This is a genomic window from Chromobacterium sp. HL1, assembly GCF_057418835.1.
The window spans coordinates 1,210,929-1,224,375 of record NZ_CP162399.1; the positions used below are offsets into that span (position 1 = coordinate 1,210,929).

13 protein-coding genes and 2 pseudogenes are annotated in these 13,447 nt (G+C 58.4%); 10 read left to right on the top strand and 5 right to left on the bottom strand.

Annotation, left to right across the window (positions count from 1 at the left end; translation table 11 throughout):
• The first annotated feature begins 86 nt into the window (after positions 1-86).
• Positions 87-269: a carbohydrate-binding protein gene (locus AB1Z25_RS05755; RefSeq protein ID WP_486636780.1), complete on the top strand. Its 183-nt coding sequence runs from the start codon at positions 87-89 to the stop codon at positions 267-269.
• A 66-nt stretch (positions 270-335) separates the two neighbouring features.
• On the opposite strand, the gene AB1Z25_RS05760 is transcribed toward AB1Z25_RS05755, so the two are convergent.
• Positions 336-1,370 carry an ABC transporter substrate-binding protein gene (locus AB1Z25_RS05760; protein ID WP_107799915.1) on the bottom strand — a complete coding sequence of 345 codons (1,035 nt, stop codon included), beginning with the start codon at positions 1,368-1,370 and terminating at the stop codon, positions 336-338.
• 396 nt (positions 1,371-1,766) lie between these two features.
• On the bottom strand, positions 1,767-2,351 hold the full coding sequence (locus AB1Z25_RS05765) for a cupin domain-containing protein (RefSeq protein WP_486636781.1): 585 nt from the start codon (positions 2,349-2,351) through the stop codon (positions 1,767-1,769).
• Positions 2,352-2,489: 138 nt separating this feature from the next.
• Here AB1Z25_RS05765 and AB1Z25_RS05770 point away from each other — a divergent pair, with 138 nt between their 5' ends.
• Complete coding sequence (locus AB1Z25_RS05770) at positions 2,490-4,445, top strand: oxidoreductase (RefSeq protein WP_486636782.1); 1,956 nt, start codon at positions 2,490-2,492, stop codon at positions 4,443-4,445.
• 6 nt (positions 4,446-4,451) lie between these two features.
• Here the strand turns inward: AB1Z25_RS05770 and AB1Z25_RS05775 are convergent.
• A pseudogene (locus AB1Z25_RS05775) lies at positions 4,452-4,853 on the bottom strand (NAD(P)H-dependent oxidoreductase); the annotation flags it as partial.
• Between the two features lie 152 nt (positions 4,854-5,005).
• Complete coding sequence (locus AB1Z25_RS05780; protein WP_370646608.1) at positions 5,006-5,077, bottom strand: NAD(P)H-dependent oxidoreductase; 72 nt, start codon at positions 5,075-5,077, stop codon at positions 5,006-5,008.
• A 209-nt stretch (positions 5,078-5,286) separates the two neighbouring features.
• Here AB1Z25_RS05780 and AB1Z25_RS05785 point away from each other — a divergent pair, with 209 nt between their 5' ends.
• The 6 genes from AB1Z25_RS05785 to AB1Z25_RS05810 all read left to right on the top strand — a co-directional run bounded on the left by AB1Z25_RS05785 (position 5,287) and on the right by AB1Z25_RS05810 (position 10,156).
• The gene (locus AB1Z25_RS05785) at positions 5,287-6,222 is read left to right on the top strand and encodes a LysR family transcriptional regulator (protein ID WP_107799912.1); all 936 of its coding nucleotides are present in this window, start codon (positions 5,287-5,289) and stop codon (positions 6,220-6,222) included.
• A 726-nt stretch (positions 6,223-6,948) separates the two neighbouring features.
• On the top strand, positions 6,949-7,470 hold the full coding sequence (locus AB1Z25_RS05790) for a hypothetical protein (protein WP_486636783.1): 522 nt from the start codon (positions 6,949-6,951) through the stop codon (positions 7,468-7,470).
• A 185-nt stretch (positions 7,471-7,655) separates the two neighbouring features.
• A complete protein-coding gene (locus AB1Z25_RS05795) occupies positions 7,656-7,997 on the top strand; it encodes a hypothetical protein (RefSeq protein WP_486636784.1) in 342 nt (113 codons plus the stop codon).
• 646 nt (positions 7,998-8,643) lie between these two features.
• Positions 8,644-9,120, top strand: a complete 477-nt coding sequence (locus AB1Z25_RS05800) for an FKBP-type peptidyl-prolyl cis-trans isomerase (RefSeq protein WP_048410490.1) — start codon at positions 8,644-8,646, stop codon at positions 9,118-9,120.
• A gap of 518 nt (positions 9,121-9,638) precedes the next feature.
• Positions 9,639-9,902, top strand: a complete 264-nt coding sequence (locus tag AB1Z25_RS05805) for a type II toxin-antitoxin system Phd/YefM family antitoxin (RefSeq protein WP_019101444.1) — start codon at positions 9,639-9,641, stop codon at positions 9,900-9,902.
• On the top strand, positions 9,902-10,156 hold the full coding sequence (locus tag AB1Z25_RS05810) for a Txe/YoeB family addiction module toxin (protein ID WP_486636785.1): 255 nt from the start codon (positions 9,902-9,904) through the stop codon (positions 10,154-10,156). The genes AB1Z25_RS05805 and AB1Z25_RS05810 overlap by 1 nt, the downstream gene beginning before the upstream one ends.
• A 144-nt stretch (positions 10,157-10,300) precedes the next feature.
• Here the strand turns inward: AB1Z25_RS05810 and AB1Z25_RS05815 are convergent.
• Positions 10,301-10,414 (bottom strand): annotated as a pseudogene (locus AB1Z25_RS05815) (ATP-binding protein); the annotation flags it as partial.
• A 101-nt stretch (positions 10,415-10,515) separates the two neighbouring features.
• Here AB1Z25_RS05815 and AB1Z25_RS05820 point away from each other — a divergent pair.
• Positions 10,516-10,761: an FKBP-type peptidyl-prolyl cis-trans isomerase gene (locus AB1Z25_RS05820; protein WP_486636786.1), complete on the top strand. Its 246-nt coding sequence runs from the start codon at positions 10,516-10,518 to the stop codon at positions 10,759-10,761.
• A gap of 673 nt (positions 10,762-11,434) precedes the next feature.
• Positions 11,435-13,399 (top strand): hypothetical protein, encoded by a 1,965-nt coding sequence (locus tag AB1Z25_RS05825; protein ID WP_486636787.1) that lies wholly within the window; start codon positions 11,435-11,437, stop codon positions 13,397-13,399.
• Positions 13,400-13,447 lie beyond the last annotated feature (48 nt).

Sequence of the window (13,447 nt, forward strand, 5' to 3'; positions counted from 1 at the left end):
ACAGCGGCCTGCGGCCCGGCACCGCCTACCGTTATTTCGTCACAGCGCTGGACGCCGCCGGCCACGTCTCCGGCCCCAGCAACAGCGTGAGCGCCAGCACCGGCGGCGGCGGGCCGGAGCCGGAGTTTCCGGAGTGGTTGAACGAGCACGACTACCAGGTGGACGACGGCGTCAGCTACCAGGGCCAGCTTTACCGCTGCCTGCAAGCGCACCGCTCCAACCCCGGGTGGACGCCGGACGTGGCCTTCACCCTGTGGCGGCTGGCCTGAGCCTAGCCTGGCGGCCCGCCGCGGCGGCGGCGGGCTGATTAAAGCTTGCGGGATGAGCGGCGCCGCTTACGGCCGCTTGGCCGCCCAACTGGCGAAGCGCTGCTCCAGCGCCTCGCCGTGATCGGTCCAGAAGGCGGCGTCCATCGCCAGCGAGCCGGCCATATTGGCCGGGTGGCTGGGCAGCTCGGACTGAACCGCCGCCGGCAATAGGCTGAGCGCTTTGCGGTTGCTGGGGCCGTAGGGCATCTGCTCCGAATACAGCTTTTGCTGCTCCGGCCGGCTGGCGAAGGCGATGAACTTCAGCGCCTCGTCCTTGTTGGGCGAGCCCTTGGGAATGGCCCAGTAGCTGAACTCGCTGATATTGTTGCGCCACACCATGCGCAGCTTGCGGCCCTCGCGCCGCGCCAGGCTGATGCGGCCGTTGTAGGAAGAACTCATCACCACGTCGCCGGACAGCAGGTATTGCGGCGGCTGCGCGCCGCTTTCCCACCACTGGATATAGGGCTTGAGCTGATCCAGCTTGCGAAAAGCGCGGTCCACCCCGGCCGGCGTGGCCAAGGTTTTGTAAACCTCGGCCGGCGGCACGCCGTCCGCCAATAGCGCGATCTCCAGCGTGTAGGGCGCGCCGCGGCGCAATGCCCGCTTGCCCGGAAAACGCTTCACATCCCAGAAATCGCGCCAGCTTTGCGGCGCGGTTTTCAGCTTGTCCTCGTTGTAAGCCAGCACCATGGAGGCCAGGAACATGCCGATGGCGCAAGGCTGGGCCGCGCCGGGCACAAAGTCCGCCTTGTCGCCTATCCGCCGGTAATCCAGCCTCTCCAGCAAGCCCTCCTCACAGCCGCGCCCCTGCGCCGCGGCGTCCACCTCCACCGCGTCCCAGCGCGAGCGGCCGGTGGCCGCCATCGCCTTGATCTTGGCGAACTCTCCGTTCCAGGCGTCCGCGACGATGCGCACGCCGCTTTGACGTTGATAGGGCGCGTAATAGGCGCGCGATTGCGCCGCCTGGTTCTCGCCGCCGTAGGACACCACCACCAGTTGGTTGGCGGAGGCGACGCCGCCGGCCAGCAGGCAGGCGGCGATGCTCAGATGCGTCAATTTCATGATCGGTCTCCTCTGATGCTGCGTGGCCGGCTTATCCGCGCCGGCCGGGACAGTCTAGGAAGCGATCAAAAAACTGTAAAATTTATTTTGATTTTATTAAAAAACTGTTGCGGCATCGGCAGGCTTTGAGCGGGCCGGGCGCTGCGCAAGCCCGCGCGGGAAAAAACGAAAGCCGCTGAGGGAGCGGCTTTGCTTGGGGGGCATTTCGACGCGGTACTCGCCGTGCAACGCTTCACGACGCGCAGCAGATCGCAAACAGGCTCTTCAAAGTCTCGCGAGCAAGAGCGAGACAAGGCGAAAACGAGCGAAAAAGCGGAATGTACACGTGCTACATGAGCATTCTGAAGATGGTTTCAACGCCGTATCGCTGAAGCGCAGCAGACTTTGGCCTGGTTCTCAGAAGCTGGGCGGAGTAATCACCCATATCACGATGGTCTCGCCGTTGCCCGGATTGCGGTAGCGATGCGGCTCGCTGCTGGAATAGGCGAAGCTGTCGCCCTGTTCCAGATGAAACTGGCGCTCGCCCACAAACAGCTCCAGCGAGCCCTTGAGCACAAAGCCGGCTTCCTCGCCGTTATGGCTGTAGCCCTCGTCGCAACTGGCGCCGGGCGGGATCAGGCAATGGATCATCTCCAATTGGCGCTGGTTCTTGGGCGTCAGCAAATGGTCGACGAAACCGCTCTGGTAATCCAGCCGCGGCCGCTGATCGCGGCGCACGATGTAGTCCTTCTCGTCCTCGGCCTGCTCGGCTGCGCCGTTGAAAAACCACTGCACCGTCACACCCAGGCTGCGGGCGATATTCACCAGCGCGTTGATGGACGGTTGGGCCAGCTCGCGTTCGATCAGGCTGATGTGGCCCACGGACAGGCCGCTGGTTTCGGCCAGCCGGCTCAGCGTCAGGCCCTGGCGTTTGCGCAGTTGTCGGATGCGGGCGCCCAGCTGCAGCGGGGCGGCGGCGGCGGATGTTGCGTTTTTGCTCACGATGAAATCCTGTGCCGCGGCGTGTGTTCGCGGTTCTGACTTGTATTTTATTAAAAAAATTTGCAATAAATTTTAATTTAAGCAAAATCAAACTGCCATAGAGCTGGCGTCCGCCAAACCCGATCAAAGGTCCACGCGATGAGCACCTTGTTCCCCTTGCTGTTCTCCCCGCTGCGCATCGGCCCGGCGCTGCTGAAGAATCGTATCATGTCCACCGGCCACGACACCGTGCTGCCGGTGGACGGCCGGGTCAGCCCGGCGCTGGTGGCCTACCACCGGGCGCGGGCGCGCGGCGGCGTCGGCCTGATCGTGCTGCAAGTCTCGGGCGTCCACGAAACCGCGCACTACACCTCGCACGCCCTGATGGCCACCGACGACAGCTGCGTGCCCGGCTACCGGCAACTGGCCGAGGCCGTGCACGCCGAAGGCTGCAAGCTGTTCGCCCAGCTGTTCCATCCCGGCCGCGAAATCATGGAAAGCGCCGACGGCCTGCTGAGCGTGGCCTACGCGCCTTCGGCGACCCCCAGCGAGCGCTTCCACGTGCAGCCGCGCGCGCTGAGCCGCGAAATGATAGATGAAATCATCGCCGGCTACGGCGCGGCCGCAAGGCGGCTGCGCGCCGCCGGCGTGGACGGCGCCGAGATCGTCGCCAGCCACGGCTATCTGCCGGCGCAATTCCTCAACCCCCAAGTCAACCGCCGTGAAGACGGCTATGGCGGCGACGACGCCGGCCGGCTGCGCTTCCTGCGCGAAGCGGTGGCCGCCGCCCGCGCCGGCGGCGGGCCGGGCTTTGTGGTGGGCCTGCGCATCTCCGCCGGCGAGGAAGAAGGCGAGGGCATGGACGCCGAGCGGGCGCTGGCGGCGACGCGGGCGCTGGAGAGCGAACTGGACTACGTCAGCCTGGTGGCCGGCAGCTCCGCCACCCTGGGCGCGGCCATCCACATCGCGCCGCCGATGGCGTTGCCGGCCGCCTACCTGGCGGCGCAAGCGGCGCGCTTCAAACGCGCGCTCAGCATCCCGGTGCTGCTGGCCGGTCGCATCAACCAGCCGCAGGAGGCCGAACAACTATTGGCCGGCGGCCAGGCCGACGGCTGCGGCATGACCCGCGCGCTGATCTGCGATCCGGAACTGCCAGCCAAGGCCGAACAGGGCCGGCATGAGGACATCCGCGCCTGCATAGGCTGCAATCAAGCCTGCATCGGCCGCTTCCACCGCGGCCTGTCCATCTCCTGCATCCAACACCCGCAAAGCGGCCGCGAACTGGAATACGGCGAACTGCGGCCGGCCGCCGCGCCGCGGCGAGTGCTGGTGGCCGGCGGCGGTCCGGCGGGCATGAAGGCGGCGGTGATCGCGGCGCAGCGCGGCCATCAGGTCAGCCTGTACGAAGCCGGCCCGCAACTGGGCGGCCAGGCTCTGCTGGCGCAACTGCTGCCCGGCCGCGCGGAATTTGGCGGCCTGATCACCAATCTGGAACGGGAACTGCAACTGGCCGGCGTGGAAGTGAGGCGCAACGTCAGGGTGGACCGCGAACTGGTGCGGCGGCTGGCCCCGGACGCGGTAGTGGTGGCCACCGGCGCGCGGCCGCGCTGGCCGGCGCTGGAAGGCGGCGGCGCCATGCCAGTGCTGGACGCCTGGCAAGTGCTGCGCGGCGAAGCGGTGCGGGGCGGCAAGGTGCTGGTGGCGGACTGGCGTTGCGACTGGATCGGCCCCGGCATTGCGCTGCGGCTGGCCGCCGCCGGCCACCAGGTGAGGCTGGCGGTCAACGGCACCCATGCCGGCGAAGCGCTGCAAATGTATGTGCGAGACCACCTGGCCGGGCAACTGCAGCGCGCCGGCGTGACGGTAACGCCGTACGCGCGGCTGTACGGCCACGACGACGACAGCGTGTATCTGCTGCACACCGCCAGCGAGGAAGCCATGGTGGAAAGCGACGTGGACTGCCTGGTGCTGTGTCAGGGCCACCAGGCCGAGGATGGTTTGTTGGAAGAGCTGAGCGGCTGCGGGGCCGAGCTGCACGCGATAGGCGATTGCCTGGCGCCGCGCACCGCGGAAGAAGCCATCTATGAAGGCATGCGGCTGGGCTGGCGTTTGTAGCTGTCGTCAGCCGGCGATATGCACCGTCAGGCCGCTGGCGTCGGCGGCCACCTGTTCGCCCAAAGTGTGGCCGTCCGGGTAATCACCGCCATTCTGGCGGCGGAAGGGGATTGGCGGCTCATCGAATACCCCAAGCAGTCGCCGCCGCCAGGCGTCCTTGGCTGCGTCCAGCCCAGCGCCGGACAGGCGGTTGGCGTCGTAGACCGCATGGGTGGGCAGCACCTCCATGCCGGGGTAGAACAGGCAGCCATGTGTCACCGGAAACAACAGTTGTTCCAGCGGCCCGTTGATGCCGCGCGGGCCGTAGTCCCGCTCCGGCCCGCCCACCATCGCGGCCAGCATCGCGCGTTTGCCGCTCAGCGCGCCGTCGCCGTAGCGCCAGCGGTTGTCCTCGTTGCGGTAGCCATAGGCGAAGCCGTAAAAACCTGTTTACGATCTTGCGAGCTAAGGCGAGACAAGGCGAAAACGGCTGAAGAAGCGGAATGTACATGTTGTACATGAGCATTCTGAAGACGTTTTCAACGCCGTATCGCCAACGCGCAGCTGATCGTGAACAGGTTTTAAGCGTAGACTCGGTCAATCCAACCTTTATGCAAGGCGGGCAGGGCGTACCACCATAGCGGAAACAGCATGATCAACAATCCATCGCCAGCCGCTTGCGCTGCTTTGCCGCGCCAGCGCGGCGAATTGGGCGGTCAGCGACGCCGGGTCCGGGTGGGCGTGGATGATGAGAGCTTGTCGGTTCATGCGGCCTCCAAGAGTTTCACGGTGGAAAGCCGCCAGTCTGACGCGCGGTCAACTATTCGTGAAATCACGGTTTTTATTGCTTACTATTCATCAGATGGATACCAAACGACTCGACCTCAATCTGCTGGTAACGCTGGAAGCCTTGCTGGTGGAACAGAACGTGACGCGCGCGGCCGCGCGGCTGAGCTTGAGCCAGCCGGCGGTGAGCGCGCAATTGAACCGCCTGCGCGAGTTGTTTGACGACCCGCTGCTGGTGGCCGTCCACCGCGGCATGTATCCCACGGCCAAGGCGCTGGAAATGTTCGAGCCCTTGCGCAAGGCGCTCAACGAAGTGCGCGCCACCGTGGCCGGACATCAGGATTTTGAGCCGGCCAGCGCGGACCTGACCGTGGCCATCGCCTGCACCGATTACCTGCAAGCCGCGCTGCTGATCCCGCTGGCGCGGGAACTGCGCAAAAGCGCGCCCGGCGTGAGGGTGGCGGTGCGCGCGCTGGACCTGCACCGGCTGGAAGCGCAACTGGAGCAGGGCGATCTGGACCTGGCGCTGCTGACCCCGCCGGCCGCCCCGTCCAAGCTGCAAAGCTGCCGTCTGTTCGACGAACACTATGTGCTGATAGGCCGCCGCGACCACCCCACCCTGAAAGAAGGGCTGAGCGTGGAAGAATACGCGGCCTTGGACCACGTCATCGTGTCCTTGGACGGCAACGGCTTCTTCACCCCGGTGGACCGCACGCTGGCGGCGCTGGGCCTGCGCCGCAACGTGGCCTTGTCCGCCGCGTCCTTCCTGTTTGTGCCGGAAATGGTGGCCCAGTCCGACTTTGTCGCGCTGGTGCCGCAGCGCCTGGTGCAAGACCGCGGCGACGCGCTAAAACAAGTGGAGTTTCCGCTACCCACCGAAAGCTTTGAAGTGGGCATGGCCTGGCATGACCGCACCCAGCAGCACCCCGGCCATCGCTGGATGCGGGACTTCATCATCACCCTGGTCAATGCTCAGGCGGGGTTGGCGGCGGATGCGGTGCCTCTCTCTTAGACCCGCTAACCAAACCCCTAATCCTACGTTGCGCCTCCTTGCCGTACGACTTGTACGGCCTGCGTCGGCGCGCCTTGGCTCAGGTTCTCTGCGAGGTGTTGTTAGCGGCTCTTAGAACCGGTTTACGATCTGCTGCGCGTCGTGAGACGTGGCACGGTGAGTACCGCTTCGCAATGCTCATGTACCGCGCGTACATTCCATTTTCTCAGCCGCAACGCCTTGTCTCGCCTTAGCTCGCGAGATCGTAAACACGTTCTTAGAACCGGTTACGTTCCGCTGCGCTAATGGCTTGTTCCTGCCGGGGCTGGCGGCTGGTGGGTATCGCCTGCGGCTCCACCCACCCTACCCATGACGAGCGGCCGCGCGTAGGGTGGGTGGAGCGTAGCGATACCCACGCGGAACCCCGCTGCGCCGCACAAGATGATGGCGGCGATCCACCTTACCGGACCCCGCCGGCTTGACGCCCTCCCACTCCTCCTCAACAATAGCCCCCGCGCCGCAGCAATCGCGGCGCTCGGGATTAGCCTCCCGCTTATGAGTTCTTACTGCGGATGCGCTGTTTCCACAGCGTATCCGCTGCCATTGCTTTGCCTATTCGGGCGGGCCATGGCAAGTGGCGCCCTCGCGGGCGCGCCGGCTTTCGTAAGAACTCACCGGTAGGCTAACTCTTGTCATGTGCCCGCCCTGCCGCCTTGCGGCCGGGCCCTTCTGCTCAGGAGGTTGCAAATGGTAAAGCTAGTCCGTCCGGTGCTAGGCATCGAAATCTCTCCGTCCGCTACTGAAACCCAAGACGTCCATCAGGATGCCTCTCCACTCCCGCCGCTAGGGCCGCGCTCCCGCTACCGGTTTGCCGGTCCCCACGCCAAAGACCTCAGCCTGCCCTTCATCCGCCGCGTCAAAGGCCGCACCTATCCGCATTACTGGCAGCCGGCCGAGGCCAAGGATGAATGTGAAGCCCGCGCCTTGGGCCATCAGTACGCCGCCCATCTGGCGCAGATGCTGAAACTCAACCGCCAGCACTCCGCGCGCGGCCTGTTGTTCCGCATCGCCAGCGATATGGATTACAGCCAACGCGGCCACCGCCGCCGCATGTGCAAGAGCTTTTTCAACTATCTGGAGTTGTTGTTGAATCTGGGGGTGGAACAGGTGGACCTGCCGCGGCATGTGGAGGCGGTGAACCGCCTCCATCTCAGCCTGGACGAGTTGGAGGCCTTGCCGCGTAAGTTGGGGCGGAAGAAGAGGGGGTAAGTCTTCCGGTGTTAAAAAGGGGCCCCTGATGAGATCGATTGGGGGCCCTTCTGTACTCCGCGTTCTCTCAGAGTGTTGAAGTGCTTTCTTTGGCCGTGGATATAATGATGGGTTTTTGAAAGCGAGTTCGGTCTCAAGGTTTTTGATTTACGTTTCCATAAATTCAATAGAACCGTAGAGAAAGAGTGATATCCAAAGAAATGAAAAAATCCTTGATTATTAACTTGATTGTGGCTGCTATTGCTGTTGCTGCGACCTCCATCTATTTTATGCGTCAGGCTCCCAGCTTTTGGGGGGAGCATCTGGAGCTGCAAAAATTTGAGATTGTGAGCGCTACGCCGACTGAGGTGTACGAATCTTCTGAGCTAAGCAAGGCAAGCTTTAAGGTGAAGAAGGGAGATCAATGCTTTTATATAAAAGAAGGTAGCTTTTCTTTTGGTGAAGTAACGGCGGATATGGCATGGTATAAAAAATTGATTATCATCTGCCCGGAAAAAGGTATTGGCTGGATTGAGAATGGGAAGTGATGGACGACCTCTCCTCTTATCTAGCGGTATTAGCAGATAGTGACCTATTTGGTACATTGGCTTTGATCTGCTTGGGCGTTTTCTTGTGTGGTCTTTCCCGAAGGATGCGAGAGTCCAAGCAGTATGTCTGGCTGGCGATGGGCTGTTTGCTGTTCATGCCGCTGTTACATGTTGTTGGAACGTACTTCATGAATACTGGGCGGTATTGATTTTATTGAGTTATTGTTGCACTCCAGATGGTCATCTGGGATACGACCACTATCTGAGAACCTGTTTACGACCTGCTGCGCGTCGGTGATACGGCGTTGAAAACAACTTCGAAATGCTCATGTACCATGTGTACACTCCGCTTTCTCAGCTGTTTTCGCCTTGTCTCACCTTAGTTCGCGAGATCGTAAACACGTTCTGAGAGGCCGTGTGCTGTGATGCTGGCGCATTGGAAGCCTTGCCATGGAAGCCGCCGCGCAAGAATAAGGGTGGAGCCGGGGAGGGTGGCCGGCTCCGAGTGAGGAGTTGGCTGCTGGGGACGGGGAGGGCTTCTCCTGAAAGCAGCCGCATCCGTATCCAGCAAACCGGGGTGTTTCGGTTGACACTCCCTCGCTGAACTGAGACCCTTCTCGCTTCCATTTTTTTGCTATTGCCCGCCATGAAAATCACCGCCAACACCGCCGTTACCCTGCGCATGAAAGTCACCGACAGCCAGGGCCTGGTTTACGACGATGGCAAGAAGCCCGTCTCCTACCTGCACGGCGATTACGACAACCTGTTCGCCAAGCTGGAAGCCGCGCTGGAAGGCCAGGAATCGGGTTTTCAAACCACGCTGGAACTGGCTACCGAAGACACCTTCGGTGAACGCGACGAAGCCCTGGTCACCACCATGCCCAAGTCGGACTTCCCGCCCGGCGTGAAGGTGGGCGGCCAAATCCAGCGCATTGGCCCGGATGGCGAGCCGCGTTATTACTTCGTCACCAAGATCAAAGGCCCCACCGTCTTGCTGGACGGCAACCACCCGCTATGCGGCAAAGCCCTGCGCTTTGTCGTCAAAGTGGTGGACGTGCGCGCGGCCACGGCTGAGGAAATCGCTCACCAGCATGTGCACGGCGAGCACGGGCATCAGCACTGATTTCCCCGCTTCATTCAGACAAAGCCCTCCCCATTGGGGGAGGGCTTTGTTTTGTCTGGACCCCACCTAATTATTTGGCGTTGCTTATCGGCAGGGCGGCAGTTTTCGGACTGCGGCCCGCAGGCTCTGACCTATTCGGAGATGGAGGCGTGGGCACATGTCACCCGGCGGCGGCGCACTGGGAGGTAGGCCTTGCTTCGGCGTCTGGATATTGCGTACCTATTCATCCAAGCGATGGATGAAGGCGAGTTTATGCAAGATGTTCTTGAAGACGGCGAGGCCGCGGGCCTTGATTGAGAATGCTTAGAACGTGTTTACGATCTCGCGAGTTAGAGCGAGACAAGGCGTTGCGGCTGAGAAAGCGGAATGTACATACGGTACATGAGCATTTCGAAGATGGTTTCAACGCCGTATCGCCGACGCGCAGCAGATCGTAAACACGTTCTTAGTGCGTGAACCATGTCGCCTGAGTTGTGCTATGATTTGTACAATCATTGTCGATTTGAGCGAGGAACACCGTGAAAGCGCTTACCTACAGCCACACCCGCCAGCACCTGGCCGAAGTCATGCGTCAAGTGAACGAAGACCGGGCGCCGGTGATCGTCACCACCCAGCGCGGTGAACCGGTGGTGATCATGTCGCTGGCCGACTACAACGCGCTGGAAGAAACTGCCTACCTGACGCGCTCTCCTGAAAATGCCAAGCGTCTGGCCGATGCGGCGGCAAGGTTTCACAGCGGGGCGGCCAAAGAGAGAACGCTTCTCGAAGACGAGGGCGAGTAATGCAGATCAAGTTTGATGACAACGCATGGGAGGATTACCTCTACTGGCAGCAGAGCAGCAAGCCTACCCTCAAGCGCATCAACGCTCTGATCAAGGACATCCAGCGCAACCCGTTTGAGGGGATCGGCAAGCCTGAGCCGCTTAAGCACCAGTTTGCTGGCTTCTGGTCGCGCCGCATCGATGGTGAGCATCGGCTGGTCTACGCTGTCCAGAGCAACGTTCTGACCATCTTGCAGTGCCGCTACCACTACTAAGGCCCGCTAACAAAACCGCGCAGCGTACCTGAGCCAAGGCGCGCCGACGCAGGCAGTACACGTAGTACGACAAGTGTCAACGACAGTCGAAATCTGACCCACTTTACCGGTAAATCGACAGTTCAAATCTGACCCACCCGGGGCTCATTGAGCAGCCTGTTTCTGCACTGCTCCCGCTTTTCTCTTGTCCTTCAGTCGATAGCTTTCGCCGGTCATGCTCACGATGTGTGCGTGGTGCAGCAGGCGGTCGAGCACGGCACACAGTGCGCGGCTACTTTCGTCTCGCAGGATGCCGCCGGCTTGACGCCCTCCCGCTCCTCGACACCTTCGGCGCGCGCGACGAAGCCCTGGTCACTACCATGCCCAAGGCGGACTTCCCGCCCGGCGTGAAGGTCGGCGGCCAAATCCAGCGCATCGGCCCGGATGGCGAACCGCGCTACTACTTCGTCACCAAGATCAAAGGGCCCACCGTCTTGCTGGACGGCAAGCACCCGCTGTGCGGCAAAACCCTGCGTTTCGCCGTCAAGGTTGTGGACGTGCGCGCGGCAACGGCCGAGGAAATCGCTCACCAGCATGTGCATGGCGAGCACGGGCATCAGCACTGATTTCCCCTCCTCACATAAGCAAAGCCCTCCACTCACAGGAGGGTTTTGTTTTGTCTGGGGCCTGGTGGTTGGGGGAGGTGATTGGCTGCTGATATGCGTAGGAGATGAATAGAGCAGGGGGGGAGCTAGCTGTCAAAAGTGGTGGGTCTAGGCCAATTTGTTGAGCGCCTCTAACTCGGCCTTAGCGGTCATTAATGCTCATGCGCTAGCATGACTGCTATCTGCCCAAAGCGGCACTGAATCCACGTTGCGATCCTACATGTGCAAACATCTCCCGGCGCATCACCCAGACAGGTTTCGCCAGGATCAGGCCAATTCGCTCCATAGTCACAGCCATCCCTGCTCAGCATTAGGCAGAGGGGGGGTACTCTCCATGATGTTATCCCTTCTGAGCGGTGGACTCCGTATCGAGCAGCGCAATAGTCGACCAACAAGTCCTTAGCATTACCAAACTCAATGTCCTCCTCCAAAAATCGCATCGCGATTGAGGAATACATTACTCTCTCGATTGAAGCGTCAACCTAGATTTTATACATTCATTGCATTGATACCCAAATGACATCTATAGTACATTTCTATTTGTTGCGCAGTGGAAACTACCGCGTCATAGAACTCCAAAAACGCCCCACACCAGAACCGGTAAATATAATATTCAACTTGAGCGGACATCAAAATGGAAAGCCCTTTAATCAATCTTGCCCTCCTGGAAACGTTAAAGTACGAAAAATTCAAAGATGAAATAGATCTATTCCTTCCCTTTATTGCAGTCACTATTCAAGAAATCGGAAAACCTACAGTAGAGATCATTGACATTCAATCGAAACTGTCCGAGCTATTCGGTTTTCGCCCTCCCTTGTCGGCTATAAAAGTATTAGTGAGTAGAGCCAAAAGTAAAGGGCTGTTGATTCGTGAAAACCATGCCTTTATTCCTCGGGCAGAAAAAATAAAAGAGTGGTCAAATGGTTACGAAGAAAAGAAGCAGGATATTAGAGTCTCCCTTAACTACTTAAAGAAGTCACTAACAGAATTTGCCCAAAATCGCTTTCAAAAAAATTTGATCCTGAGTGAAGCCGAAAACTTGATATTCAAGTTCATTGAGGAAAATGTATCTGCCACTATTAGGAGCAGAGCCTATAGAAAAGCGGAGCTTGATGAGAGCATAAAGAATGCCGATCATATTATCGCCTCTTTCATCGGGCACATCCACCGTAAAGAGCCCGACCTACTAGAACACTTCGACAGATGCGTTAAAGGCATGCTTCTGGCGAAGTACCTTTATTTCGCAGACCAGCTTACCAATAAAAAGACTTTCGAGAAAATATCGGTGTATTTAGATTCTCCACTGGTTATCGGCCTGCTGGGATTCAACGGCTCGCTCAAAAAACAAGCCAACGAAGAGTTAATTGAACTCTTAAAATCACTCAAGATAAATATCTGTATTTTCGATAAAACTCTCGATGAGATTGAAAGGCTGCTATCAGCCTGGAAACACGACTTCGAAAGAAAAACATTTCAAAGATTCAACACCAAGACATTAGAACTATTACGCTCTCAAGGGTACGATGCTGTTCGCTTTGACACCGAAATCAAAATCTTACGCCAAACCATCGAAAAAAAAGGAATTACGATAAAATATGGATTTTCGGTTAAAGGAAGATATCAATGTGACGAGATGGCCCTCGAAAAAGCAATTGCCGAAAATTTCCACAAAGATAAAGACCTAGAGCACGATACGATCTGCATTTCTCGTGTTCATAATATGCGTGAAAACCGACACATTCAGGATTTGGGTGCAGAATTCTCAGTATTTGTAACTGGAAATATAGGACTTGCAAAACATGCCAATGGGTTTTTGAGCCGAGCCAATTACAGCAGCGCGATTCCTGTCGTTGTTTCTGAGCAGTGGCTTACCATCATGTTTTGGTTGAAAAATCCAAACCTTTCAAACAAACTACCCACTGACCAAGTAATAGCAACTGCATACAGTCTTCTCTACACGGATGACAAGTTCTGGGCCGCTTTCTTAGAGCGCTTAGAGTCTATTGCCAAGCGAGGTGATATCTCAGAAGAAGACTTTATCTTGGTGCGTTGGGACTCTGATCTTCTGAACGCAGTCCATGACGTCTCAGTAAATGTTGGTGAAGACTTTTCTGAAGAGGATGTCTTCGACATCGTAGAAGGCATTAAACGAAAATATACCCAAAAATCTAAACAAGAAATTAAAGAACTGCTCAAGCAGAAAGATGAAGAGTTGGCACGTATACAAGATGAAGCGAACCAAAAACTAAGTACGGCACTCTCTGCCACGAATGACTTGACCAAGCGCCACTCTGCGCTTACAAAAAAAGTTGAAGACCTGGCAGGTGGAATTGCAGTCACGTTGTCCTCCGTCTTTTGCTTAGCACTTCTTGCCTCATTAGTTATCACAGGCATAAAGACTCTTCCCGCAGATCTGCTCCCCAACTATATTAAGAACACATCCCTTCCTCCTGTACTGACTGCTGCAATAATAATAATCACTACTGTATGGGGGGTCTTGAGCTGGACTTTCGGACTTGATATAAGGAAAGTTAATCACGCAATGAAGGATTGGATTTCAAATCGGATCTTGAACTACTTCACAAATTCACAGGATTGAAATTTCCGAAAGTCTGAATTTTTTACAGCGAAGTGATTGCAGCCAATC